The following is a 25,656-nucleotide window of genomic DNA, read 5'->3' on the forward strand; positions in this document are numbered from 1 at the left end:
AGAGTGATCATGCGCCGTGTCATGTTTGTCTGCACCGCCAATTCCGCCCGTTCGGTGCTTGCTGAAGCCATTCTCAGGCATCGGGGGGGGCGGCGGTTCGAAGCCTATTCCTCCGGCTCAAGTCCGCGGGGAACAGTGAACCCGGACGCCCTGCTGTGCCTTGCACGCCACGGTCTGCCAACGACGGGCTACCGGTCCAAGAGCTGGGACGAATTCGCAAGTGAAAAGGCGCCGGTTCTGGATCTGGTCGTGACCGTTTGTGACAGCGCGGCTGGCGAATCCTGCCCGGTCTGGCTCGGGCATCCTATGACCGTGCACTGGGGTATTCCCGATCCGGCATCGGTTGATGGTGACGAAGCGGTCCGTGCGGCGGCTTTTGATCTGGCCTTTCTGCGGCTGTCCAAACGCATCAGTGCGTTCCTCGATGAGGGCGATGACGTCTTTGACGCTCCTGATGGCCGGGATCGGCTGAATGCCATCGGAAAACTCGATCTGCAGCCGGAGCCATCCGAATGAGTGATTATGACGTGTCCCGTCGTCTCGCGGCAGAAGCCCTGGGAACGGCCATCCTTGTTTGCACGGTGGTCGGATCGGGGATCATGGCGGACAAGTTGTCCGACGACATCGCCGTCTCGCTTCTTGGCAACACGATTCCAACCGGCGCTATTCTGGTGGTTCTCATCACGATTTTGGGACCTATTTCCGGGGCGCATTTCAATCCCGCGGTCACTTTCGCCTTCCTGTTGCGGGGTCAGATCGCGACAGGTCTCGCAGGGGCCTATATCGCGGCGCAATGCCTCGGCGGTATATCGGGGTCCATGCTGGCGCACCTCATGTTCGAACTGCCCATCGTCCAGACCTCTGCCACGATCCGCACCGGAACCGGGCAATGGACGGCGGAAGTCGTTGCCACATTCGGACTGGTGGCAACCATCCTTGCCGGTCTCAAGTTTAAGGAAAGCGCCATTCCGTGGCTGGTGGGCCTTTACATCACGGCGGCCTACTGGTTTACCGCTTCCACCTCCTTCGCCAATCCGGCTGTCGCCATTTCCCGCAGCCTGACCGATACGTTTTCGGGAATCCGGCCGATCGATCTGCCGGGATTCTTGCTGGCGGAGTTCTTTGGCGCGGCCCTTGCCGTGCTCGTGTTTGGCTGGCTTCTGACGTCGGCGAAATCCCGTATCGAGCAGCCCTCATGAAAACCCGGGCTTGAGATCACGCTTTTGCGTCCGAGGGAAGAATCCTGTAGGCCCTGCCTGCAGGACAGTTGTCCGTTGGGCCGGTCTGCGTGCCCGATGCCGGTTCCCAGTTTGAAGATGCCGCTTGTGCATCGCCGCGTTTGGGGTGAAAGCCGGACCGTGTTCTGATGATTTTGAGAGATGTTCCGGAGAACGTGCATGTCCGGCTTGAAAGTCGTTGTTGTCGGGTCGGGTATCGTTGGCTTGTCGACTGCAGCCGTCCTTGTTCAGCGCGGGTGCTCGGTCACCATTCTTGACCGTGACGCGGTGGCTGCCGGCGCGAGCCGCGGCAATGCGGCGGCCATCGCCTGGACGGATGTTGCGCCGCTGGCCTCGCCCGGTATCTGGAAGGATGCCATCAAGTGGATGATGGATCCGCTTGGCCCACTGACCGTCCGCCCGGCTTACGCGCTGAAGATCCTTCCCTGGATGCTCCGTTTCCTGGCTGCATCCAGGCCCGCGCAAGTCGCCGCGAGCACCAAAGCTCTGGCGGCTTTGAATGCAGGGGCCCTGCCGGCGTGGGACCGGCTGTGGCGGGCGTCCGGAACGCACAATCAGGTGCGTTACGACGGATGCCTGGAGGTGTTCACCGATCTGCGGAAATTAGCCGCGACCCGTGCGTCCTGGGCGGAGCAGAGACGCTACGGGATTGAGGTTCGGGAACTCTCGTCGGTAGGGATCAGGGATCTTGAGCCAGCCCTGTCGGACAAGGTGGTTGGTGGCGCACTGGTGCCCGGCTGGGCGCAAGTCGATGATCCCTACCATTTGTGTCTGGATCTGGCGGACTGGCTGAAGACCCAAGGCGTGCATTTCCAAACCGCTTGTGTGGAGGCAGTCCAGCCAGGCGCAGATTGGGTCGATCTGCGGACTGCCCAAGGGGATACGGTTCGAGCGGACAAGGCGGTCATTGCCTGCGGTGCGTGGTCGAAGAGCCTGGCGGCGCAACTGGGGGACCGGGTCCCGCTGGACACCGAGCGCGGCTATAACATCACCGTCAGCAATCCCGGCGTCGACCTGCTCCGTTTCATCATGTTGCCAGGCCATGGATTCGTCTTGTCGCCCCTGTCCACCGGATTGCGGATTGGCGGAGCGGTGGAATTTGGCGGTCTCGATCTTCCGGCCAATTGGAAACGTGTATCGGCCATGGTGACCCGGGCGAAGGAGATCGTTCCGGGCCTTCAGGCTTGCGAGGGTAAGACCTGGATGGGGTTCCGGCCTTCGCTGCCGGACAGTCTGCCGGTCATAGGACTTGCATCCGCGAGCCCGCATATCTGCTACGCCTTTGGTCACGCCCATCATGGATTGACCCAGGCAGCCACCACAGGGGAACTCAGCGCGCAGCTGTTGTTCGGCGAGACACCGTCCATCGATCTTGCGCCGTTTGGCGCCCAACGCTTCTGATTGTCCGTGCGGCCCCGTAGCACCATAAGGAAAAACCGGGTATTGAGGCTTTTTGAACTAGAACGAAACGGGAATCGGGGATGAGCTGGTCGCCGGAGCAGGACAGAGCCCTTACCGAAGTTGCCGACTGGTTCCGGCGTGGCGACCGGCAGGTCTTTCGCCTTTTCGGATATGCGGGCACCGGCAAGACGACGCTGGCCCGGCATCTGGCCGAGGGCATCGATGGGGACGTGGTTTTTGGAGCGTTCACGGGAAAGGCGGCCCATGTTCTGCGGCAAAAAGGCTGCGAGGACGCAGGCACCATCCACTCGCTGATTTACCGCCCGCGCTCTTCCAAAGAAGAAGAGGACTTGGACAATGACGAGGAAGATTCGGGGCCGCAATTCGCCTTGAAGCGCGACAGCGCTGCGGCCACTGCAAAACTGATTGTCATCGACGAGTGTTCCATGGTCGACGAGGACCTAGGTAAGGATCTTCTGTCTTTCGGGACCCCGGTTCTTGTTTTGGGCGATCCGGCTCAGTTGCCGCCAGTCAAGGGCGGGGGCTATTTTACCGAAGCCGAGCCCGATGTGATGCTGACGGAGGTCCACCGTCAGGCGCAGGACAACCCGATCGTGCGTATGTCCATGACCATCCGGGACGGCGGCCAGCTCGATTATGGCACGTTCGATGAAAGCAGCGTCATTCATCGCCGGGATATTGACAAGGATCAGATCCTCAGCTGCGATCAAGTGCTGGTGGGGACCAATAAGACCCGGCGGCTTTACAATGGCCGGATCCGCGAGCTGAAAGGCTTCACCACTCCGATGCCCGCGGTCGGTGACAAGCTGGTGTGTCTGCGCAACGACAAGACCAAGGGGCTGCTGAACGGCGGGCTTTGGACCGTCGAGCGTCTGCGCCCGCCGCGCGGCAACACCCTCCGGTTCGATGTGCTGCCCGAGGATGAGACCGGGAAGAAGGCGGTCAAGGTGAAGGTGCTTCCGGCCATGTTCGAGGATGGGGCGGAGCAGGTGCCCTTCGCCCTCCGGCGGAATTCAGACGAATTCGACTACGGTTATGCGCTGACTGTCCACAAGGCCCAGGGTTCGCAATGGGACAATGTGGTTTTGTTCGACGAAAGCTGGGCGTTCCGGGAACACAAGGCGCGTTGGTTGTACACCGCCGTGACACGGGCTGCCGAACGCATCACCGTGGTTCGTTAAGCCTCCCGGATCCCGCCTTCTATCCGGCTGTGATGAATACCATCGCAATGCCGTAGATCAGCACCGCGGCGATGATCCAGATGTACTGGTTGTTGGTGCCAAGTCGCTTTTCGACCCTGTCGCTCGCGATCTTCAGGAGTTCCGGCCAAGTGTAGGAGACGAAGTCGCCCTGGGTCATGATGGAAACGATCCGGCCCTCGTCATCGACGACCGGCAAGCGGCGGAACCGTTCGTTCGACATGACACGCAGCCAGTCCACGACCTTGTCCGTATCCCGAGCGAGCCGGAGGTTGGTGGTCATGATGTCGCTAAGCAGGGTTGTTTCGGGGGATTTATTTTCGGCCACGATCCGTCGCAGAAGGTCCCGCTCGGTCACAAGGCCGACGACCTTCCGGCTTTCATCAGTGATGACGACGGATCCGATATTGCGCGCCGACATTTCCTTGGCTGCTTCCAACACGCTCATCTCGGGCGATGCGGTATAGGGAGCCGGTTTCGACAGGTATTCGATGCGGTCCTTGATCTGCATTGTTCCCTCCTGCTGATGTTGGTGGGTGCGTTTGTTTGACGCAAAGCCTACGTTCGAAAGCTGCGAGTGGTTCGTTCAGGTTGCCGGAAACTGCTGTATTCGAAGTGCATGGGCCAACTGCATGGTTACACCACGGTGGATGAACGCGCGTTGTCTCTTTATTGCCCGCGTTGGCGGCTCTATCGTCGCGTCCCTGATTTCAAGAACGGATCCGATCATCGATGTCTGAAATGCCCGCATTTTCCGCCCCACCCGCCTCTGCAAAGCCTTTGGGGCTCCCGGCGCAGGCCGCTCTGCGGATTGCAACGCAAATTGCCGGGGAGATCGGGTGTCAGGCAGGGCAGGTGAATGCGGCCGTTCAGCTGCTCGACGAAGGATCGACGGTTCCCTTCATTGCCCGGTACCGGAAGGAAGCGACCGGCGGTCTGGACGACAGCCAGCTTCGCAAACTGGAAGAACGCCTGATTTATCTGCGTGAGCTGGAAGACCGGCGGGTAGCGATTACCAAGGCGATTGATGAGCAGGGCAAGCTGACCGGCGACTTGTCGGACAAGATCGCGGCTGCGCAGACCAAGGCGCAGCTTGAAGACCTTTACCTGCCGTTCAAGAAGAAGCGCCGGACCAAGGCGCAGATTGCCAAGGAAGCCGGACTGGAGCCGCTGGCCGATCTTCTTTTGGGCGATCCTTCCAGGACGCCCGAAACTGAGGCTGCGGCGTTCGTGGATGCCGAGAAAGGTATTGCCGACACAAAGGCTGCTCTGGACGGAGCGCGTCAGATCCTGATGGAGCGTTTTGCGGAAAACGCGGACCTTGTCGGGCGCCTGAGGACCTATCTGCAAGAGCGGGGTGTGGTGCGGTCCGCGCTGATTGACGGACAGGCAGAGAAGGGCGCGAAGTTCGCCGACTACTTCGATTATGAAGAACCCTTGGCCAAGATCCCCAGTCACCGGGCCCTGGCCCTTTTTCGCGGGCGGAACGAAGGCGTTCTGGCTGTCGAGCTGGTGGTCGATGCGGATGACCCGGCCCCGGTTCCTCCGGTGGTCCGGAAGGTGGCCGATGCCTATCACATCGCTGACAAAGGCCGTCCGGCCGACAAATGGCTGATGGAGGTTGCCCGCTTTGCCTGGAAGGTGAAGCTCGCACTGCATCTGGAACTCGATCTCATGGGCGACCTCCGTGAACGCGCCGAGGAAGCCGCCATCGAGGTTTTCGCCAAGAACCTGAAAGATCTCCTGCTGGCCGCGCCCGCCGGTTCGAAGACCACTCTTGGTCTTGATCCGGGCATCCGCACAGGCGTCAAGGTTGCGGTGGTGGATCAGACCGGCAAGCTTGTCGACACCGCCACGATCTATCCATTTCAACCGCGCAATGATCTGTCAGGGTCCCGGAATGCCCTTCTGGCGCTGATCGCCAAACACAAGGTTGGTCTGATCGCGATCGGTAACGGCACGGCAAGCCGCGAAACCGACAAACTTGCGGGCGAGGTCCTGGCCGATATCCCTGCAGCAAGCCGGCCGATCAAGGTCATCGTCAACGAGGCAGGGGCCTCGGTCTATTCGGCGTCCGAACTGGCGGCCAAGGAGATGCCGGATGTGGATGTGTCCCTGCGCGGTGCCGCATCCATTGCCCGCCGGCTGCAGGATCCGTTGGCCGAGCTGGTGAAGATCGAGCCGAAATCCATCGGCGTTGGTCAGTACCAGCACGATGTGAACCAGACGAAACTTGCCCGCGCGCTGGATGCCGTGGTCGAGGATGCGGTGAATGCGGTCGGGGTCGATCTGAACACCGCGTCACCGGCGCTGCTGTCGCGGATTTCCGGGTTGAGCGAGAGCCTCGCCAAGGCGGTGGTCGAGCACCGGGAAGCCATCGGCCGGTTTGACAAGCGCAACCAGCTGAAGGATGTGCCGCGCCTTGGCGCGAAGGCTTTTGAGCTTTGCGCCGGTTTCCTACGCATCAACGATGGTACTGAGCCGCTTGACGCATCGTCCGTTCACCCTGAAGCCTATCCGCTCGCCAAGCGCATCGTGAAGGCCTGCGGGCGGGACGTGCGGCAGATCATGGGTGACAGCGCGCTCATTCGCGGCCTCGATCCGAAAGAATTCATCGACGAACGGTTCGGCCTCCCCACCATCAAGGATATCCTGTCGGAGCTGGAGAAACCGGGACGCGATCCGCGCCCTGAATTCAAAACGGCCACGCTTCAGGACGGGATTGAGGACATCAAGGATCTCAAGCCCGGCATGAAACTGGAAGGCACGGTTACAAATGTCACGAATTTCGGCGCCTTTGTGGATGTCGGCGTCCATCAGGACGGGCTTGTCCACGTCTCGCAACTCGCCGACCGGTTTGTCGATGATCCGCACAAGGTGGTGAAGGCCGGTGATATCGTGAAGGTTACAATCCTGGAAGTCGATGTGCCGCGCAAGCGGATCTCGATGACGATGAAATCCCAGGCGGATTATCAGGGGCAGCGGGAGCGGAGCCAGCAAGACCGTGGCGGGCAGCGGCCAGGTTCCGCGCCGCGAGGCCCAGCACCCGGCGGAAAGGGCTCCGGACAACGGCCGCCCAATCGCGGCGATGAAGCTGGCGGTAACAACGCCATGGCTGCAGCGCTGGCTGCCGCTATGAACAAGAAGCGGAAGTAGGCGATCGGCGCATCCGGGCATGTCTTGTCCGGTTTCGCCTTCAGCATGCATCGAAACCATAAGACGGTTGACGGGGATGGGACATCGTCATCCGGAAAATTTGTGCCATTTGGTGACATAATTCAACAATAGGTCATCTAATCACCATCTGTAGATGAGTGTGTTCAATTATAGATTTAGATCACAAGTCTCCCGTTGAGATAATCTGAGCAACGGGCGATAAGCTCGGCACGTCAATTGCTTCTCAAAAAACTGGAGACTTTCGTGCCGCGAACACCCGTTTGCGAATGGCCGACCCTTGCCTTGATTCTGGGTGTATCGGTTGCTTGGTCCGGTCTTGTCGCTCTGTCCGGCGCAATGCCCATCTGGATCGCGCTGCCACTGGCCGCCCTGGCCGTGACCCTTCACTCATCCTTGCAACATGAGGTCTTGCATGGCCATCCGACGCGCCATGGCTGGATCAACGAGGCCTTGGTCTATTTTCCGATCGGCTTGTTCATCCCCTACCGACGGTTCAAATCTCTCCATTTGCAACATCACAACAATGACCGTCTGACCGACCCTTATGACGATCCGGAAAGCTTTTATCTGGCCTGGGCCGACTGGCAGCGATTGCCGCGTCCGATCCATTTGATCCTGGTTGCGAACAACACACTTGCCGGGCGTCTCACGATCGGTCCGGCTGTCTCGCTTGTCGGATTTTATGGATCCGAAATCCGGCTGTTGTTGCAGGGACATGAAAAGGTGTGGAACGCCTGGATGCATCATGCGCTGGGTCTTTTGCCCGTTTTGTGGTTCGTTTCGCAAATCGCAGGGCTGCCGATTTGGTTGTATGTTCTTTCGATTGCCTATCCGGGAATGTGCCTCTTGATGCTGCGCACCTATGCCGAGCACAGGGCCCATGTGTGCCCCGAGGCCCGCTCGATTATCGTCGAATCTTGCCCGGTATTCTCCTTCCTGTTTTTGAACAACAATCTGCATGTTGTGCATCACAGTCATCCGCAGGTGCCTTGGTACCGGTTGCCCGGTCTCTACCAGGCTCGGAAAACCGCGTGGAAACGCCGCAACGGCGACTATGTGTTCAAGGGCTACGGGGCCCTCGCCCGGCAGTATCTCTTCAAGGTCAAGGAACCCGTCGTGCATCCTCTCGTCGGCAACCAGACACCGGAAAGCAGGAGGATCGGTTGACGGACGTTGTGACGAACGATGCCGGCAAACAGCTGAAATCGCCGGCCTTGCCGGTTTTCCTGCCCATGTATGATTGGCCGGAGATTGGTGAGGCGACACGCACGCTCGAAGCGGCACTTCAAGCGGCTATCGCGGATCGCTTGAGCGACCTGAAGGCCGGACCTGACCCGTCTCCCGGCGCGACCCTTCTGGCGCGCTGGCAAGACCCTTCGCTTTTGCTGAGCCAGACCTGCGGGTTCCCGCTGGTCACCACGCTAGCCCGAAAGGTGAGGCCGGTTCTCACGCCGCATTATGGCGCGGATGGCTGCTCGGGTCCAAATTATTGCAGTTTCGTGCTTGCACACAAAAAAAGCCGCTTGGCCGGATTGCGCGACGCACAAGGGCTGCGGGTTGTCTTGAATGGATGGGACAGTCAATCGGGCTTCAACGCACTGCGCTTCGCGCTCACCCAGCTTTCGGGAGACGGGCCGTTTTTCGGGAGCGTCCAGATCAGCGGGGGCCACATGAGATCCATGGAGGCCGTGGCCAACGCGGGAGCCGACATATGCTGCGTCGATGCGGTGTGCTGGACTCTGGCCCAGTCCTACCGGCCCGACATCGCGGCAAAGCTGAAGCCAATCGCGCGAACACCATCCGTTCCGGGCTTGCCCTGGGTGACATCATCGGCAAGACCGGGGGAAGAGGCGGCTGCCATCCGGTCCGCTGCCGAAGAGGTCTTGAACAGTCCGGTGCTGGTTGACATCAGGAAGACACTGCTGATCATTGGGTATTCAATTTTGAAGGTAACCGACTATGCCGTCGTTATGGCCATGAAAACGGCCGGGGAAGAGGCCGGTTGTCTTTAGAGTCTTGGGCGTTTTTATGAAACGTCCAAAGATGCTTGGCAGTTCAAGAAGCGATCAGTTTTGGGTATCCAATCGATTCCGAATTAATATCCGCTGGTCTATCTGCAAAACCAACGGTAGCCCCAAGACAAAAAAACCGGCCACCAAAAGGTGACCGGTTTCATGGCCGTGCGATCATCGCGCGGAATGTCAAGAGCGACGGCCCGTTTGCAGGTTCTTGCGTTCCTCGGAGGTACGCAGGGTCTGGTTCATGCGGGCAAGATCGGCAGCGGATTGAGTGGATACGACTCCCATCAAAGCCGTGCCGAGAATTTGGTTGAGAAGGACCATGTCGTTTCCAATCCCTGTCTCGGTTGTGGGGTGACTTGCGGTCCACTGCTAAAGAATTGGGCCGCTTGACGCCGATATGGGCATTTCCGTCTTTTCAATCAATCGAATTGCACTTAAGTCTCAGTTCAGAAAAATTGATCTGTTAAGGTTCGGTTACAAACATGGAAAAGCTCCCCGCCGCCGCGACAAAACTGATCGATATGGAGCTCTATCGCACCTTCCTGCTTATTGCGGAAACCCAAAGTTTTTCAAAGACTTCAGAGATCGTCGGCCGGACGCCATCCGCGGTGTCGATGCAGATCAAGAAGTTGGAAACCATGCTTGGTGTTTCCGTTTTTGCAAGGGAGGGTCGCAGCGTGCGCATAACTGCGGAAGGCGAAGCGCTGCTTGGATATGCCCGCCGGATCCTGATGCTGAACGAGGAGGCTGTGTCGCTCTTCCTGTCACCTTCCGTGGAGGGCATGGTGCGGTTTGGTGCGCCTTCGGATTTTGGCACGCGTCATTTGCCGAATTTCCTCGCCCGCTTTGCCCGGTCGCATCCTGGTGTGAATGTCGATGTGAGCTTGGATGGCAGTCCGATGCTCGCCGAGAAATTCAAGAAAAAGGAACTTGATCTGGTGCTCTATACGGCGCGGCCAGATAGTGAATTGGCCCGGCGCGGAGAGACCATATTTGCGGAACCGCTTGTTTGGGTCGGTCTGGAAGGGGGAATTGCATATGAACGCGACCCTTTGCCCCTGGCGGTCTCGACATCTGGATGCCCCTGGCGCCGGGCGGCCCGGATCGCGCTCGACAAGGCCGAAAAGCCCTACCGCATCTCCTACACCAGCTTTCACAGTGCCGGGCAGGAGGCTGCCCTGGTTGCCGATCTTGCGGTCGCGCCGTTTCCGGCGAGTGTCGTCGAACCTCCACTTCAAATTCTCGATGAACGCCACGGCCTGCCGCCTATCGGGGACTATCATATCATCATCGAACAACGCCCGCGTTCGGGCCGGGCGACGCAAGCCTTTGCCGACCATGTTGTCGAGTGTTTCCGGGACATTTCCGTTGGACGGTTTGGTTCTTCAGCCACCGCTTGACCCCTCGCGTCTCCTTTGCCCGACCTGAGCTCATCTGTTTCGGATCAAAGTGGCTTTTTTGAACGATCTGCACAAATCCGGTCTGGTCTCAGCGTTTCCAGCCTTATCTGCGTTTTCTCGTAATGCGATCGTTACAAATGACGGGTAAGGCCCGGCCATGTCCATTCGTCTGTCTTCCTTGTGCAAAAGCTTTGGCGATCACCTTGCCCTTGACCATGTGTCGGTCGAGATCGAAACGGGCGAGTTTTTTGTCGTCCTGGGACCGTCCGGTTGTGGCAAATCCACGTTGCTGCGCTGTATTGCCGGGCTGGAAGCCATTGACAGCGGGGAGATCGCGCTGGGCGGGCAGATGATGGCCGGACCGCGGACATTCGTTCCGCCGGAGCGGCGCAATGTCGGGGTGGTGTTTCAATCCTATGCGCTCTGGCCGCATATGTCGGTCGAGCAAAATGTTGCCTTTCCTCTTGAAACAGCCGGTCTTGCCAGATCGGAGACCGCTGACCAGACGGCTGCCTGTCTTGAAATGGTGGAGCTTGCGCCTCTGGCCAAGCGCCGCCCGGCGGACTTGTCGGGCGGTCAACGGCAAAGGGTTGCGTTGGCACGATGTCTGGCTCAGTCCGCCAGGACCATCTTGATGGATGAACCGCTGGCCAATCTCGACCCGCATTTGCGCAGCGCGATGGAAGAGGAACTTGCCGAGTTTCATCGCAAAAGCGGCTCAACCACGATTTTCATTACCCATGATCAGCGCGAAGCCATGGCCCTGGCCGACCGTATTGCCTTGATGAAGGACGGCAAGTTGTTGCAGGTGGATGCGCCGGATAAGCTCTATTCCCGCCCGGCCAGCGAAATGGCGGCGCAGTTTATCGGCCGCAGCACGATTGTGAATGCGACCGCGATGCAGGTTCAAAACGGCCGTGCGCGGGTCCATTGGGCGGACCAGCCAATCGACGTTGCGTGCCCGTCCTCAACGCGCCCGGGACCAGTCCGCTTGATGATCCGCCCGGAACATCTCAAGCCCGCGGATGACGGAGCTCTGGCCTCGATTGTCCAGCGGGCAACCTATCGCGGCGGCTATTGGGAAGCCCATGTTCGCATCGAGCGGACATCGGAGGAGGTGCTTGTAAACCTGGCGACCCGTGCCGGGTCCGGCGACGAACTGCATCTCTTCCTTGATGGGGGCTGGGTTGTGCCGGCGGACGGTCCGCTTTAATTCCGCCAGGGAATGGTGCCTGCCGGAGCCCGTTGCGCCAACCCGTTCATCGCCAGCATGATGCAGATCGTGGCAAGCACCACGACGGTGGACATGGCGGCCGCCAGAGTTGTGTAGCCACCGTCTTCGTAGTTGAAGATCGTGGTCCCGATGGTTTCATTCCCCGTCGACCACAGAAGGGCCGAGACGGTGATTTCGTTGTATGCAGTCAGGAACACCAGGATTGCCCCGGAAGCGGCCGCCGGCGCAATCATCGGCGCGAAGATCCGCCGTAGCCGGCGCCCGAAACCGGCCCCAGCAACCTTGGCCGCCTCTTCCAGGCTTCCATCGATTTGCAGGTAGGCAGCCGTCACCGGCTTCAATCCAATCGCCAGGAAACAGGAGACGTAGGCCACGAAGATGATCCAGAGCGTGCCGTAGAGCGAGACATTGATAATCGGCAGCGGCCGGATGAATGCCAGAATAAAGGCAATCGACATGACAATTCCCGGAACGGCAAATGCGATTTCCGCCTGGGCGCCCGCAGCTGCGGCTGCACGGCGATGGTTTCGTCTTTTGTGGGTCAGAAAATATCCCAGCAGGAGGCTGACCAAAGCGATCGCGATCGCGGCAAGTCCGGCAATCAGACTTGAGTTCGCAAAGGCGCGAACGGTCACCGATTGGCGCCACAAAACCTCCGCGAAGTTCTCGAATGTCAGTGTCGACCAGGTCAGTGGCAGCCCATAGGTCTTGACCAGCGCTGTGGCCAGAAGGGAGGCGGCCGGCAAGACAAGGACCGCTGCGACGAAGCCCCAAAGCAAAGCCTCGATGAGGATACGGTTCTTGCCAAGGGAAAGTGCCAGAGCATCCTGCGGCAGGCCGATCAGGGCAGTGCGCATGCGTTTTTGCAACCCAGTTTGCAGCAGGATCGCCAGCAGGGCGACCGCTGCCAGTATGACTGAGATCACCGCGACGTTCGGGAGAACGTCCGGTCCGAAACTGGCCAGCCTGCGCCACACCAGAACCGGCAGCGTTGTATAGCGCGCCGGAATGCCGAGCATGGCATTGATCCCGAAATTTCCGAGCGCGGCCACAAACGACAAGGCAAACCCTGCCAGCAACGAGGGCGCCAAAAGCGGTAGGGTGATCTTCCAAAGCATCCGGGAAGCGCCCGATCCGCAAACACGGGCTGCGTCGGAAAGCTCCCGGGGGAAGGATCTCAAAGCGGCGCGCACCAAAAGGAACACCAGGGGGCTGTGCTGCAAGGTCAAAAGAAGCACCAAACCCTCCCGCGAGTACAGCGGATGTGTCGAACCAATTTCCGGCGCGATACCGAACCACTGAAGAACCTGGCTCCCCGGTCCAAGTGCCTGGATCCACGCAATCGCCGTGACATGCGGTGGTATCATCATCGGCAGGAGAATGAGAAAGACCAGAATACCTTTCGCGCGGACATTCGTGAGACCGATGATCAGCGCGAGAGCGGTGCCCAGAACCGTCGCGCACAGAGCAGACAAAGTGCTGCTTTCAATGGAGTTCCAGAGGGCTTGTTGAACCGAACGGCTGTTCAGGGCTTCCAACAGCGGGGTCAGTGTGAATCCGCCGGTGCCGGTCAGACCGATTTTGAACAAAAGCAAGAGCGGCAGCCCGCAAATCAGGGTGGCTCCAGCCACGACAAGGCCAAGCGAAACGGTTTCTGCCGAAAAAGAAGCGCGCAAGGGATCGGGTGTCCGGAATAGGTGGCATCCCGGCCAATGACTGGCCGGGATGGATGTTGCGGTTGAATGCCGTTGGTGTTTAGCCGCCGAAAATCTCGGAGAACTTGAGCTTGTTCGCTTGATCCTTGGCAAGCGCTTCGGCGGGATCGAACTCCATCAACTTGATCTGATCGCGGGCTGGAAAGCCTTCGGGCGGAGCGATGTCCGGATGGGCCGCCAGGTAGCCCTGGCTGGCGGCAAGCTGCTGTCCCTCAGCGGACAGGAGAAAGTCAACGAACGCCTTGGCTGCATCCGGGTTTTGGGCGGTCGAAAGAATCCCGACCGGCTCGGTCACGGCGGACACGCCTTCTTCCGGGAACACGAACTCGACTGGCGCGCCATCCAGCTTGCTGCGGATCGGGAGGAAGTCGACCACGAAGCCGTAGAGCTTCTCTCCACCGGCAACCGCCTTGTATGTTCCACCGTTCCCGCCTTGCGGGTTGGCCCCTTGCTCGAACAGGGCCTCATAATAGGCCCAACCGAGCTCCGGGTTTGAGGTGAGGGCCGTCATGTGAATCGTTGCCGCGCCGGAGGTGAGCGGCGACGGCATGGCGATTTTGCCTTTGGCTTCTTCCTTCAAGAGATCCTTGTAGGAAGTTGGCTTCATCGGAGCATTGGTGTTGTAGACGATGCCCGTGGTGATCAGTTTGGTCGAAAAGTAAGTCTTGCCGGGATCCATGATCGCCGGATCGTAGGCCGAAATGTCCGCATCTTCATGGGCCATCAATCGCCCTTCCGCTTTCAGGCTTTCCATGGTGACCATGTCGGCGATGAGGAGGACGTCCGGCTTCGGGGCTCCCGCTTCAAACTCCGCGCGCAGTTTCGCCATGATTTTGGTGGTGCCGTCGCGGACCCATTCGACCTCAACACCCGGATGCTTTGCCATGAAAGCATCAACGGTCTGCTGTGCATCCTGGTTGGGCTGGGATGTGTAGAGAACAAGCTTGCCGGAAACATCGGCCGCCAACGCCGAGGCGGATGTCGCAACCAGAAGGCCGGCTGCAATCAGGAATTTTTTCATGCCACTAATCCTTTTGCGATGGGCCGCAGGAGAAGGCTGCGGTCGTCCGTGACCTATCAACAATTCATGACAGTTTTTTTCAGGATTTCCGTAATTCGACGGATGCGTTTGCTGTGAGCGGCCGGCGCAAGCAATTGCGCTGGCCACAAGGGTCCGCTATTCGGACGCTTATCTGTCGCCCAATTTAATCGATTGAAAGAAAGGATCCTTCATGCCTCATCCGATAGTCCAAGAGCATGCCGAAATTGGTCTGATCGGTTTGGGGACCATGGGCCGCAATCTTGCCCTCAACATTGCCGAAAACGGCTATCGGATCGCTGTATTCAACCGTACCGCGCAGAGGACAGACCAGTTTGTCGCCAAGGCCGGCGATCTGGCGGAGCGGCTTGTGCCATCCCGGACGATCGAGGAGTTCGTCGCGTCCATCAAGCCGCCGCGGGCCATAATCCTCATGGTTCCCGCAGGTGAGGCTGTTGACGCGCAGATCCAGGTTTTACGCCCGCTTCTGGATCCGGAGGATCTGATCATCGACGCAGGCAACGCGAACTATCACGACACCAACCGCCGGGCCGCGACGGCCTTGTCAGGGGGCCCGCATTTCATGGGAATTGGGGTATCTGGCGGCGAACAAGGCGCGCGTTTCGGACCGTCGATCATGGCAGGCGGCGACAGATCCGCCTTCGCCAGGGTTCAACCGCTCCTTGAAGCGATCTCGGCCAAATTCGAAAACGTGCCTTGCGCCGCCTGGCTTGGTGAGGCGGGAGCGGGGCATCTGGTCAAGACCGTTCACAACGGGATCGAATATGCCGACATGCAAATGATCGCCGAAGTCTACGGCATCATGCGTGATGGTTTGAAACTGGACAATTCCGCGGTTGCGGATGTGTTTGACGGCTGGAACCAGGGTGTCTTGCAGTCATATCTGATCGAAATCTCGGCCGAAGTGTCCCGCACCCGCGACCCGGACACCGGCAGGCCGATGCTGGATGTGATCCTCGATCGTGCCGGCCAGAAGGGAACCGGCCGGTGGACGGCGATCGAAGCGCTGATGCTCGGGACGCCGGCAGGAACAATCGAAGCCGCAGTCGGAGCGCGCGGCATGTCGGCCCGCCTCGAAGAGCGCAAAGCCGGCGAAGCGGTGTTCGGTTCGGCGCCAAGACCTATCGCCCAAGGCTTGCTTGGACCTGAGGTGCTGGAACCGGCCCTGCTGGCGGGCAAGATCCTGTGCTATGCGCAAGGGTTCGATTTGATCTCGGCAGCAGCCCGGCAATATGGCTGGGCCATGCCGGTGCCCGAAATCGCCCGTGTTTGGCGGGCGGGCTGCATCATCCGCTCCGCACTCTTGAATGATATGGCATCGGCCCTTGAGGAACAGCCGGGCCGCAATCTCATCCTGGCGCCATTCTTCGCCGACACGCTCCGGCGGAGCGAGGACGGGCTGCGCAAAACCGTGGCCATGGCGACGCTCCACGGTTTACCGGTTCCTGCGCTGTCCGCCGCCTTGTCGTATTTCGATATCATGCGGACCGGCCGGTCCACCGCGAACATCATACAGGGTCAGCGCGATTTCTTTGGCGCCCATGGATTTGAGCGCACCGATATGCCGGGAGACAGCTTCCATGGCCCATGGGCGATCGCCTAACACAGGCACACGGGACAGGCAGCTTCCCGCGCGCCTGTCCCGTGGTAGTGTTCATTGTGCGAGGCCAAGGGCTTTCATTGCATCAATCGATTGTCTGATCTGACTGTGGTCGCGCAACTCGATGATCAGCCGCGGATTGCTGGTCGCCGCAGTAAGGGCTGCGAATACCGATGGCCAGTTGATCGTGCCTTCGCCGAGGGACCAGTGGCGATCCGCATACCCATCCGCGTCCTGCAAATGCACATGGTGCAGGCGGTTGCCGGCAAGTTTGACGAAGTAGTCGACCGGAGGCGCACCGGTGCTGCCATGCGCATAGTGGGCATGGCCGGTGTCGACGGAAAGGCCGACAGACGGCGACTGGAAGCTGTCGGCGAGTTTCAGGCGGTCATTGGGGTCCTTGTCCTCGATGTTCTCGATCACGAGCATGCAGCCGATGTCCTCGGCCTGCTTAACGGCCTCCCCCATGCTCAGATGGCAGAGTTCGATTTTCCGTTCTTTGCCGCGCTCATAATTGTCGAGATTGTTGAAGTCCCATGTGGAAAACGGGCTGTGAACGACCATGTGGGTCGCCCTGATCGCGGCGCATATATCCAGGGCTTGCTTGAGGCGTTTCTTGACGATTGTCCGGACATCCGGGTCGACGGTGTCCAAGGCGAACCCCCAAAATGGCCCGTGGATGCCGATCCGGCCTTCATGGCCGTCAAGCACCGTTTTGCTGCGGGCAATGGCGTCCGCTGCGCCGGAGTTCAGCAGGTCTGCGTTGATGAAGTCCTGGATCTCCACATCTCTGGGGAGCTCTCTCATGAGCTCCCGGTTCATCTCGTAGGTGTCGAGCGTCAAGGCCGCGCCGAGGATCGGAGGATGGGTCATTTGGCACCGTCGGGGTCAGGGTCAATCGGCAGGTTTCAGACCACTTAGTCTGCCATGGATTACAGTATGACGACGCCTGCCTCAGTAGCCACGGCTATGGTCCACATGGTCGGGAATGGCGCCGGTCTCCAGGTAGGTCCGGATGTTGCGTGCCAGCAGCCGGCAGGCCGTTTCCGGGATGGTCGGGGCCGAAATATGCGGCAGAACAGTGATTTTCGGATGGGACCAAAGCGGACTGGAGGCCGGCAGGGGTTCCTCGTCGAACACGTCCAGAACCGCATGATCCAGATGGCCGCGATCCAGTTCCTGCAAAAGCGACCTTGTGTCGATGATCGGACCGCGGGCAAAATTGATCAGGCTAGCGCCCTTCGGCAAAGACTTGAGGGCATCTGTGTTCAATAGTTCCCGGGTTTGCGCTGTCAGCGGAACAAGAACGACTGCAATATCCGTGCGTTCCAATATGGACCGGAGCCCGGTGTCGCCATGCGCGGTATGAACACCGTTGAGGGTTCTGGGTGTCCGGCTCCAGCCTGCAACATCGAAGCCGTTATCCATTAAACGCAGCGCGGCTGCAGTGCCGAGCCGGCCGAGCCCCAAAACGCTCACCCGCCGCTGATGCGGCAAACGCAACCGGTGTTCCAGCCAGAGCCCCACGCGTTGCTGCTGGGCATATCGCGGCATGTCGCGGTGCAGGTACAACGTCCAGGCAAGAACGGCCTCAGCCATTGTTTCGGCCATTTGGGGATCGGTCATGCGGACGATCTTGGGGCCATCCTCCGGCAACTCGGCGGTCAAGCGTTCCACGCCGGCCCACAGGCTGTGCACCCATTCCAGGGCCGGAAGCCTTCTCAGATCCCGAACGTCCGGATTGGCCACGATCGCCACCTTCGCCGCGGCGGCCTCAGCGGGCGACAGGTGTTCCAAGTGCTTGACACTGGCTATTGTCCGCAAGGCTTTGGGCAGTTCAGTAAGCCAAACGTCCTGTTCGGCCGGTCCCGCGCTGGAGACAAAGGGCACCACAGGCTTCATTGCGCAAAAATTCCGCTTTCGTCCCGAAAGCCTTTCACTTCGATCGGATTTCCGCTCGGATCCTTGAAAAACATCGTGCTTTGCTCCCCCGGCTCGCCCTGGAACCGGATCGTCGGTGCCATGATGAAGTCAAGACCGGCGTCTTTGAGACGGTCCGCTAGCGAGGTCCAGCTGTCCATATCCAAAACCACACCGAGATGCGGCATCGGCACCATGTGCTCGCCGACCTTGCCGGTCAAACTCGTCTCAAACGGTTTTCCAAGGTGAAGGGAGATCTGGTGACCGAAGAAGTCGAAGTCCACCCAGCTGTCAGTACTGCGCCCCTCGCGGCAACCCAAAAGTCCTCCGTAGAAGGCTCGAGCTTCATCAAGGTCGTTGACATGATAGGCAAGGTGGAAAGCGGAGCGCATGAGGATCTCCTGGTGCGGTCAGGGTTGAAAAGACTTGCCGCCATGTTCAGCGGCGTGGGCGTCTGGGCGGATAGGAGGCAGCTTCGTTCATTGGTCCGTCCCAATATCTTTTATGAGGGGCCGGCCCTGTCATCAACACCGGGGCGGCATCGCTGAGGGTTTGCGAATCGTGGAATACCGGCATTTTATTCGTTAGATGACGCAAATTTGTCAGTTTATGTCGCAAATCGCGGTCTATGAGTATGATTCATGAGAGGTGACGCTAAATCACCCTTCAACTGTTGAACCTTCTGTCGCATAATGCAATGCTAGATCTCGACAGGTTTGGCGATTGCGTGATTGAGTAGATTGAACTCTCAGGTGAATCGGCTGTCCTGGAAATATAGATGTTCACTGGGTGAAAAGGGCAAGTATGCATTCGAAATCGGTCTTAAAAGTCAGTCTATTATTTCTATAGGCTGCCACAGATCTGGTTTTTCGTTTTGACAACTCTACACTCGTTCAAGCGCATTTGCGAATATTGATGAATTGGTTATGGGCTGTCGTGCGTGGGCGTCCTGACGACGCATGCCGGGCTGTTGCCCCGTGAACCAACCGACCAGAAACGGGAGTACTGGAATGAAAAAACTATTAGTAACCGTGGCCGCCACGGCCCTCACATTTGCTGCCGGTTCGGCGATGGCCGAGGAATGCGGCACCGTCACAATGGCGGAAATGAATTGGGCTTCGGCCGGAGCAATCGCGAATATCGACAAGATCATTCTCGAAAACGGCTATGGCTGCCAGGTGGAGCTTGTGACCGGCGACACCATGCCGACGTTCACGTCCATGAACGAAAAAGGGGAGCCGGATATCGCGCCGGAGCTTTGGATCAACGCCGTCCGTGAGCCGCTCGACAACGCGGTCGCGGAGGGGTCGCTGATCATTGGCGGCGAAATCCTGAACGAGGGCGGTGTCGAGGGATTTTGGGTCCCAACCTACCTTGCGCAAGAGCACAACATCAAAACCGTCGAGGATGCTTTGGCGCGACCGGAACTTTTCCCCGGAGCCGAGGATGATACGAAAGGCGCGTGGTTTACCTGTCCGACCGGTTGGAATTGCCGCATCACGACCGGAAACCAGTTCCGGGCTTTCAATGCCGAGGAAAAGGGCTTTGAGCTTGTCGATTCAGGGTCGGCTGCCGGCCTTGATGGATCGCTGGCGCGCGCCTACGAGCGCGGCGATGGATGGCTGGGCTACTATTGGGCCCCTACAGCCATTTTGGGTAAATATGACATGACCTTGCTTGATATCGGTGCGCCGCACGACAAGGAGCATTGGGACAATTGCACAGTAATTGAAGATTGCCCGGACCCGAAGCCGAATGCCTGGGTGAAGTCCGAAGTCTTTACCGTTGTGACAGACGAGTTCGCTGAGAAGGCGGGCGTGGCGATGGACTATGTCAAGAAAAGGACCTGGGACAACCAGACCGCCGGCAAGGTGCTTGCCTGGATGCAGGACAATCAAGCCACAAACGAAGACGGCGCGTACTATTTTCTCGAAAACTTCGAAGATGTCTGGACCAACTGGGTTCCGGAAGACGTCGCCGAGAAAGTCAAGGCCGCCCTTTAAGCTGTGTTAGGCTTGCAAGACACGATCGGCTCCGTGCACCGGCACGGAGCCGTCAAACATGAAACCAGCACCATCGGGGAAACAGGATGGACCTAGTCGAATTCCCGTCGCTGAGCCGGGGTACACTTCGCGATATGCGGATCGCTATCGACGGAGCCTTCAGAGAGTTCACCAGGGCTTACGGCGAGACGCTTGAACAGATTTTCGAGCCGGTTGAAGACTTTCTTGTTTTTCTCGAAGGGCTTTTGATCGATTCGCCCTGGCCGATCGTGATCGCCGTTCTTGTCGGCTTGGTGTATCTGCTGAGCCGAGACGTCAAGATTTCTGTCGGGTCCTTCATCGCGCTGTTTTTGATCGGCGTGTTCGGCATGTGGGAAGACACCATGCGCACCATTGCGATGGTAAGCGTCTGCACGATGCTGGCTATCATATTGGGGATCCCGATCGGCATCTTGATGGCACGGTCCGATCGGGCGCAGGGCTTCGTGAATCCGGTTCTCGATCTCATGCAGACCATGCCGAGTTTCGTGTACCTGATCCCGGTCGTCATGATATTCGGTTTGGGGAAGATTCCCGGCCTCATCGCGGTCGTGATCTATGCCATTCCGCCCATGATCCGCCTGACCAACCTCGGCATTCGGCTGGTCGACCCGGATGTGCTGGAAGCCGCCGATGCCTTTGGTTCCAACGCACGGCAGAAACTTGTCAATGTGCAGCTTCCCCTGGCGCTCCCAACCATCATGGCCGGTATCAACCAAACCATCATGATGTCGCTGGCGATGGTCGTCGTCGCCTCGATGATTGGGGTGAGGGGGCTGGGGCAACCGGTGCTGAATGCCATCAACAACCAGTATTTCACCATGGGTGTGATGAACGGCCTCGCAATCGTGGCCATCGCCATCATTTTCGACCGCGCTACACAGGCGTACGGAAAACGCCTGCAAAAGCATTCGGAGGTGGTTCATGGCTGATCCCGACGGAATCGAGATCAAGCATCTCTACAAGATATTTGGCCCGAACGGTCAGGACATGGTTCAGCTGGTCAAGGACGGGATGCCCAAGGCCGAACTGAACGAGAAGCACAATCATGTTCTTGGTCTGAACGACATCAACATTTCCATGCCTGGCGGCAAGATCCAGGTGGTGATGGGGCTGTCCGGATCCGGGAAATCGACGTTGATCAGGCACATCAATCGTCTGATCGACCCGACTGCGGGCGAGGTTCTGATCGGCGATGCTGACGTGTGCAAGATGTCGCGGACAGAGCTGCGGGAGTTCAGACGCCACAAGACCGCGATGGTGTTTCAGAAGTTCGCCCTTTTACCGCACCGGACGGTGATGAAAAACACCGTCTACGGTCTGGAGATCCAGGGTGTTCCGATGAAGGAAGCCGAGGAGCGGGCCGCCCGGTGGATCGCGCGGGTCGGATTGGAAGGGTTCGAAGACAACTATCCAAACCAGCTATCCGGAGGCATGCAGCAGCGTGTTGGCCTTGCCCGGGCACTCACCAACGATGCGGACATCCTGTTGATGGACGAAGCTTTCTCGGCGCTTGACCCTTTGATCCGCATGGACATGCAGTCGGTGCTGCTGGATCTCCAGCAAGAGCTCCACAAGACGATTGTCTTCATCACTCATGATCTGGATGAGGCGTTGCGGCTTGGGGACCGGATCGCCATCCTGAGGGATGGTGCGGTCATTCAACAGGGGACGGGGCAAGAAATCGTCCTTCGCCCGGAAGACGAATACATCGCGGATTTCGTGAAGGAAGTGAACCGCGGGCGTGTAATCAAGGTCGATACGGTGATGGACCGGTCGCGCAAGCTCGAGGGCGGGATCACCATCCCGCACGGCGTCATGCTTGAAGAGGCTGCCAAGACCTTCGCCGATACCGGTCAAAGTGAGGCGAACGTTGTGAACGGATCGGGGGCTCCGCTGGGCGTCCTGACTGTTCAGGACACGATTACCGCCATGGTGACACCGGCGGTCCATTGACGCCGGGTGCGCCGAAAACGACACGCCCCCGGACCATGCTTGGCCCGGGGGCGTTTTTTTGAACGGTCCTTTTGGACTATCGCTCGGTGAAGATTGTCCGCATGGCCCGGGTGACCGGGTTCAACAGATAATTCAGGATCGATTTGGAGCCGGTTACGATCTGTCCATTGACCTGCATCCCCGGAAGCACCGGCCGTTCATTGGCGCCTTTTCCAATGGTTTGACCGGGAAGGGTCAAAATGGCCTCGAAGTAATACTGCCCGCGTTCGTCCTGAAAACTTGACGCGGAAATGGTCTGAACCTCGCCAGACAAAGTTCCATAAATGTTTGGATCGTAGCTGGTGATGGTGATGTCTGCCGGATCGCCGACATTAATATGGCCGATGTCCTTTGGATTCACGCGAACCTCAGCCACCAGATTCTCGGACAGGGGCACGATCTCGACAATCAGGTCGCCCGGATTGACCACGGCCCCGCGGCCGGATTGTGCGACCGACTTGACATAGCCGTCGACTGGCGCCCGGACGAACAGCCGATCCTGCTGATCGCGGAGCTTGTTCATTTCTTCCTGCAGTTCAACCCGTTCCTGGGCGATGCGCGCGCGCTCATCCGCCACATCCCGGTTCACTTCGGCGCCCGCCTGGGCCAATGCCGCCCGGGATTCGGTGAGTGTTTCACGCGCTTGCGCGAGGTTGCCAAGCAACTGTTGTAGCGCGACCTGGGCCCGCTGATACTCGGCCTTCGCCTCCAGATAGCGGCGGCGGGACGTGTATCCGTCTTTCAGCAGGCCTTCCTGAATGCTGAATTTCTCACGTTCAATCTCGACCTGGCTTTCTTGAATGGTCACCTGGGCTTCCAGGCTGGAGATTTCGGCCTCCCGTTGCGCTACCCGTGCTTGATATGCCTGTTGTTCGTCCGCCACCGCCCGCCGGTTGGCGGAAAGTGCAGCCCTTTGCTGATCGCTCAGCCCGTCAATCGACACGTCAAGCCGCAAGCCGACTGTTTCCGGATCCGTATATTCCTGGGCCAGCAGGCGCTGTTCCTCCAGCTCCAGATAGGTCAACCGGCTCTGCAACCGTCCGAGTTCGGATGTGGTGTCGTTGCGCTCAAGCCGGGCGAGGGGCGCGCCGGCCCGCACCAGTTCCCCTTCCTTGACAAGGAGTTCTTGGACAATCCCGCCTTCAAGGTGCTCAACGGCGAGGATTTGCCCCGCCGGGGTGATTTCACCGACCGAGTTGGCGACTTCCCGGATCTGGCCGAACGCGGCCCAAACCAGCAAGGCGAGCGTCGCGAGTGTCAGGCCGATGAGAAGACGGGAGTAAAGCACAGGCGGGACACCGTCTTCCATCTCCAACGGCAGCCCAACCCGCCCGTACACGGCCGTTTTGAACGAATCAGTTTGTTCTCGCGTACTCATTGTCGTTCCTCACACTCATTCCCGCATCCTGGCCAAAAGCCGTTAGGCTTTGGCGGTTTGCGCACCCTGACGGGCCATGATTTCATCCAACACTTCTTCGGGTTTGCCTGAGACGGCGACCATGCCGTTCTTCATGGCCACGACATGGTCGGCCATACGCATATGGCTCGGACGGTAGGTCGTCATGATGACCGTCGAAGCGCCGCGTACGGCATCAATCTTGTTCATCAGCAGCTTGTCGCCGTCGAAATCGAGGTTTCCGGCCGGATCGTCCAGCACATAGATCGGCGCCGGCCGGATAAAGGCCCGTGCAAGCAGTATGCGCTGCTGAACGTTATCGGGGATCCGGCTCAAGAGTTGCCCCGTCAGACGGGTATCAATCCCTTGCGGCAGAAAATCCGAGTAGTGATGCAGGCCGAATTCTTCAAAGATTTTCATGAGTTCGCTGTCGTCGGCCTGGGGGTCCGCCATTCGCAGGTTCTGCGCGATGGTTCCGTAGAAAAAGTCGAACTGTTCGGGCGCATATCCTATCGCGTTGCGCCACTCGCCCGGATCAAGCTGGCGAATATCCTGGTCGTCCACCAGGATGGCCCCCATTTGCGGCCGGTAAAGACCCAAGATAGCCCGGATCAAGCTTGTTTTCCCGCATCCGCTTGGTCCGGTCACGGCGACAACCGAGCCCTGTTCGATTTGCAGCGAGAAATTCCGCAGGGACGGCTCCTGGCGCCCAGGATAGCGCAAGACCACGTTTGAAAAGCGCAACGTGCCCCTGAACTGCCGATAGAGACTCGGCAGTTTTCCCGGTTGCCGCTCCATGTCCAGCTTCAAAAGGCCATTGATGCGTTCCACGGTCTGCTGGGCTTGTCCCAATTGGGTCAAGCTCATGAATGCCTGGTGCATCGGATTGAGCGAACGCCAGGACAGCGCCATCACGGCAATCAATCCGCCCTGTGACAGGTTGCCGTTCATTGCCATGACGGCGCCAAATCCCAGAACCCCAACACCGCAAATGGTCATCATCATCTGCGAGAGCGTTTGCATGACGTGGCTGAGTTGCTTCGTCTTCAGGTTCTTTTTGGCAAAGTCTGCGGAAAGGGTGTTGTGTTTTTCCAGCCAGATATCGTCCGCAGACAGGTCCCGTATCGCCTTGTGTTTCATCAAGGTCTCGACAGTGATGTTTTGAAGGCGGGATTTCGCTTCGCCTGCGATGTTGATTGCCCGTTTCATGCGCGGGATCATGGTGAAGGCCGCAACAACGTAGACCAAAAGAAGACCGGCCGGCAAAAGAGCAAGCGGACCGCCGATGAGCGCCAGCACCAAAATGAACAATGCCGAAAACGGTAGGTCGATCAGGGCGTTGGCCAGGTTTCCATGAAAGACGTCGCGAACCCCGTCAAACTGCTTCAGGCGCGTGATCTGCGCGCCGATGGGCGCGGCGGCCGTCATTTGCAGGGGAAGATGCAGGAAGTGCCGGAACGTGGTTGTCGAGATAACAGAATCGAGCCTGGACCCGAAATAGGCCTGCAGTCGGGCCTTGGTCTTCTTGACCATCCCTTCCACGATGAGAATGACACCGATACCCGCCAGCAAAGTGAGCAGAACCATTGGCGAGCGGGCGCCGATCGCCTTGTCATAGACGTTCATGACAAACAGAGGCAGCGCCAGCGCCAGGAGATTTGCGAGGAAACCAACCGCCAGGATCGCCATAACCGTCCCGCGGAACTGGTAGAACAGCCGCGATGACCAGTGCTTGAATTCCGACGGCCGGGCTCCGGCAATGGTGTCATCCGGGTTGATGAGGTAGACCGTGGCTGTTTTCAAAGCCGATGGTCGAACCGATACTTCTTCGTTGGATTTCCCGCTGAAGGCCGTGAGTTGACCGTCATTGCGGCGGCCTAAACAGACCAGAACATCTTCTTCGGTTTCAATCAGACAGGGGAAATGCTCTGCTTGCAAACTGCCCGGCCGACGTTGGCTGGCGTTGCTGTGGTAGTTGAGCCGGGTGAGCACCGCCCGAAGATCGAAGACAGATTGAATGCCTTCCAAGTGCGGCAGGGCCTCGAAGAGGTGCCGCTCCATGCCGTTCCAGCCGAGAGCCTTGAGGAGCGGCAGGAGGCAGTTTTCGGCAGCCGACGCTCGATCTGGCCGGCTGCCTGTCTGTTGGCGCAAACGCGCATCGAGATCGAGGGCGGTTTGGGGCCGTTCTGCCGAGGCTTCCAGCGACCCGGTGTCGGAAAGGGCTGCAAGGGACATGA

The 25,656-nt window shown here is 59.0% G+C and carries 22 protein-coding genes; 13 read left to right on the forward strand and 9 right to left on the reverse strand.

Annotation, left to right across the window (positions count from 1 at the left end):
* Window positions 1–9: 9 nt before the first annotated feature.
* The 4 genes from F0184_RS00785 (at window position 10) to F0184_RS00800 (ending at window position 3,841) form a co-directional block, all read left to right on the forward strand.
* The gene (locus tag F0184_RS00785) at window positions 10–516 is read left to right on the forward strand and encodes an arsenate reductase ArsC (protein WP_150493463.1); all 507 of its coding nucleotides are present in this window, start codon (window positions 10–12) and stop codon (window positions 514–516) included.
* A complete protein-coding gene (locus F0184_RS00790; protein ID WP_150493465.1) occupies window positions 513–1,199 on the forward strand; it encodes an MIP/aquaporin family protein in 687 nt (228 codons plus the stop codon). The genes F0184_RS00785 and F0184_RS00790 overlap by 4 nt, the downstream gene beginning before the upstream one ends.
* A 198-nt stretch (window positions 1,200–1,397) precedes the next feature.
* Window positions 1,398–2,639 carry an NAD(P)/FAD-dependent oxidoreductase gene (locus F0184_RS00795; protein ID WP_150493467.1) on the forward strand — a complete coding sequence of 414 codons (1,242 nt, stop codon included), beginning with the start codon at window positions 1,398–1,400 and terminating at the stop codon, window positions 2,637–2,639.
* 80 nt (window positions 2,640–2,719) lie between these two features.
* Window positions 2,720–3,841, forward strand: a complete 1,122-nt coding sequence (locus tag F0184_RS00800; RefSeq protein ID WP_150493469.1) for an ATP-dependent DNA helicase — start codon at window positions 2,720–2,722, stop codon at window positions 3,839–3,841.
* Between the two features lie 19 nt (window positions 3,842–3,860).
* Here F0184_RS00800 and F0184_RS00805 read toward each other — a convergent pair whose 3' ends face one another.
* Complete coding sequence (locus F0184_RS00805; protein WP_150493471.1) at window positions 3,861–4,370, reverse strand: CBS domain-containing protein; 510 nt, start codon at window positions 4,368–4,370, stop codon at window positions 3,861–3,863.
* Window positions 4,371–4,591: 221 nt separating this feature from the next.
* Between F0184_RS00805 and F0184_RS00810 the strand changes: the two genes are divergently transcribed.
* The 3 genes from F0184_RS00810 to F0184_RS00820 all read left to right on the forward strand — a co-directional run bounded on the left by F0184_RS00810 (window position 4,592) and on the right by F0184_RS00820 (window position 9,048).
* Window positions 4,592–7,015 (forward strand): Tex family protein, encoded by a 2,424-nt coding sequence (locus F0184_RS00810; protein ID WP_150493473.1) that lies wholly within the window; start codon window positions 4,592–4,594, stop codon window positions 7,013–7,015.
* A 264-nt stretch (window positions 7,016–7,279) separates the two neighbouring features.
* Window positions 7,280–8,203, forward strand: a complete 924-nt coding sequence (locus F0184_RS00815; RefSeq protein WP_150493475.1) for a fatty acid desaturase — start codon at window positions 7,280–7,282, stop codon at window positions 8,201–8,203.
* The gene (locus F0184_RS00820; protein ID WP_150493477.1) at window positions 8,200–9,048 is read left to right on the forward strand and encodes a phosphate/phosphite/phosphonate ABC transporter substrate-binding protein; all 849 of its coding nucleotides are present in this window, start codon (window positions 8,200–8,202) and stop codon (window positions 9,046–9,048) included. The genes F0184_RS00815 and F0184_RS00820 overlap by 4 nt, the downstream gene beginning before the upstream one ends.
* A 189-nt stretch (window positions 9,049–9,237) precedes the next feature.
* On the opposite strand, the gene F0184_RS20480 is transcribed toward F0184_RS00820, so the two are convergent.
* The gene (locus F0184_RS20480; RefSeq protein ID WP_172971932.1) at window positions 9,238–9,378 is read right to left on the reverse strand and encodes a hypothetical protein; all 141 of its coding nucleotides are present in this window, start codon (window positions 9,376–9,378) and stop codon (window positions 9,238–9,240) included.
* A gap of 161 nt (window positions 9,379–9,539) precedes the next feature.
* Here F0184_RS20480 and F0184_RS00825 point away from each other — a divergent pair, with 161 nt between their 5' ends.
* Both F0184_RS00825 and F0184_RS00830 read left to right on the forward strand, forming a co-directional pair.
* A complete protein-coding gene (locus F0184_RS00825; protein WP_150493479.1) occupies window positions 9,540–10,457 on the forward strand; it encodes a LysR substrate-binding domain-containing protein in 918 nt (305 codons plus the stop codon).
* 157 nt (window positions 10,458–10,614) lie between these two features.
* On the forward strand, window positions 10,615–11,670 hold the full coding sequence (locus F0184_RS00830) for an ABC transporter ATP-binding protein (RefSeq protein ID WP_150493481.1): 1,056 nt from the start codon (window positions 10,615–10,617) through the stop codon (window positions 11,668–11,670).
* Here F0184_RS00830 and F0184_RS00835 read toward each other — a convergent pair.
* Both F0184_RS00835 and F0184_RS00840 read right to left on the reverse strand, forming a co-directional pair.
* Window positions 11,667–13,367, reverse strand: coding sequence for an ABC transporter permease (locus tag F0184_RS00835; RefSeq protein ID WP_150493483.1), 1,701 nt, complete (start codon window positions 13,365–13,367; stop codon window positions 11,667–11,669). The genes F0184_RS00830 and F0184_RS00835 overlap by 4 nt on opposite strands.
* 79 nt (window positions 13,368–13,446) lie before the next feature.
* A complete protein-coding gene (locus F0184_RS00840; RefSeq protein WP_150493485.1) occupies window positions 13,447–14,427 on the reverse strand; it encodes an ABC transporter substrate-binding protein in 981 nt (326 codons plus the stop codon).
* A 211-nt stretch (window positions 14,428–14,638) separates the two neighbouring features.
* On the opposite strand from F0184_RS00840, the gene gndA reads away from it, so the two are divergent.
* The gene (gene gndA, locus F0184_RS00845; RefSeq protein ID WP_150493487.1) at window positions 14,639–16,069 is read left to right on the forward strand and encodes an NADP-dependent phosphogluconate dehydrogenase; all 1,431 of its coding nucleotides are present in this window, start codon (window positions 14,639–14,641) and stop codon (window positions 16,067–16,069) included.
* A gap of 51 nt (window positions 16,070–16,120) precedes the next feature.
* Here gndA and F0184_RS00850 read toward each other — a convergent pair whose 3' ends face one another.
* The 3 genes from F0184_RS00850 to F0184_RS00860 form a co-directional block, all read right to left on the reverse strand.
* Window positions 16,121–16,939, reverse strand: a complete 819-nt coding sequence (locus tag F0184_RS00850; protein WP_150493489.1) for a sugar phosphate isomerase/epimerase family protein — start codon at window positions 16,937–16,939, stop codon at window positions 16,121–16,123.
* An 81-nt stretch (window positions 16,940–17,020) separates the two neighbouring features.
* The gene (locus F0184_RS00855; protein ID WP_150493492.1) at window positions 17,021–17,968 is read right to left on the reverse strand and encodes a 2-hydroxyacid dehydrogenase; all 948 of its coding nucleotides are present in this window, start codon (window positions 17,966–17,968) and stop codon (window positions 17,021–17,023) included.
* Window positions 17,965–18,378: a VOC family protein gene (locus tag F0184_RS00860; RefSeq protein WP_150493494.1), complete on the reverse strand. Its 414-nt coding sequence runs from the start codon at window positions 18,376–18,378 to the stop codon at window positions 17,965–17,967. The genes F0184_RS00855 and F0184_RS00860 overlap by 4 nt, the downstream gene beginning before the upstream one ends.
* Before the next feature lie 618 nt (window positions 18,379–18,996).
* Between F0184_RS00860 and F0184_RS00865 the strand changes: the two genes are divergently transcribed.
* The 3 genes from F0184_RS00865 (at window position 18,997) to F0184_RS00875 (ending at window position 21,984) form a co-directional block, all read left to right on the forward strand.
* On the forward strand, window positions 18,997–19,989 hold the full coding sequence (locus F0184_RS00865; RefSeq protein WP_150493496.1) for an ABC transporter substrate-binding protein: 993 nt from the start codon (window positions 18,997–18,999) through the stop codon (window positions 19,987–19,989).
* A gap of 86 nt (window positions 19,990–20,075) precedes the next feature.
* A complete protein-coding gene (locus F0184_RS00870) occupies window positions 20,076–20,960 on the forward strand; it encodes an ABC transporter permease (RefSeq protein WP_150493498.1) in 885 nt (294 codons plus the stop codon).
* Entirely contained in the window at window positions 20,953–21,984 is a 1,032-nt protein-coding gene (locus F0184_RS00875) for a quaternary amine ABC transporter ATP-binding protein (RefSeq protein WP_150493500.1), read from the forward strand. The genes F0184_RS00870 and F0184_RS00875 overlap by 8 nt, the downstream gene beginning before the upstream one ends.
* Before the next feature lie 76 nt (window positions 21,985–22,060).
* On the opposite strand, the gene F0184_RS00880 is transcribed toward F0184_RS00875, so the two are convergent.
* A complete protein-coding gene (locus F0184_RS00880; protein WP_150493502.1) occupies window positions 22,061–23,401 on the reverse strand; it encodes an HlyD family type I secretion periplasmic adaptor subunit in 1,341 nt (446 codons plus the stop codon).
* A 42-nt stretch (window positions 23,402–23,443) separates the two neighbouring features.
* Window positions 23,444–25,654 carry a peptidase domain-containing ABC transporter gene (locus F0184_RS00885; RefSeq protein ID WP_150493504.1) on the reverse strand — a complete coding sequence of 737 codons (2,211 nt, stop codon included), beginning with the start codon at window positions 25,652–25,654 and terminating at the stop codon, window positions 23,444–23,446.
* Window positions 25,655–25,656 lie beyond the last annotated feature (2 nt).

It is taken from the genome of Roseibium aquae (assembly GCF_008711285.1).
Classification (GTDB): Bacteria; Pseudomonadota; Alphaproteobacteria; order Rhizobiales; family Stappiaceae; genus Roseibium; species Roseibium aquae.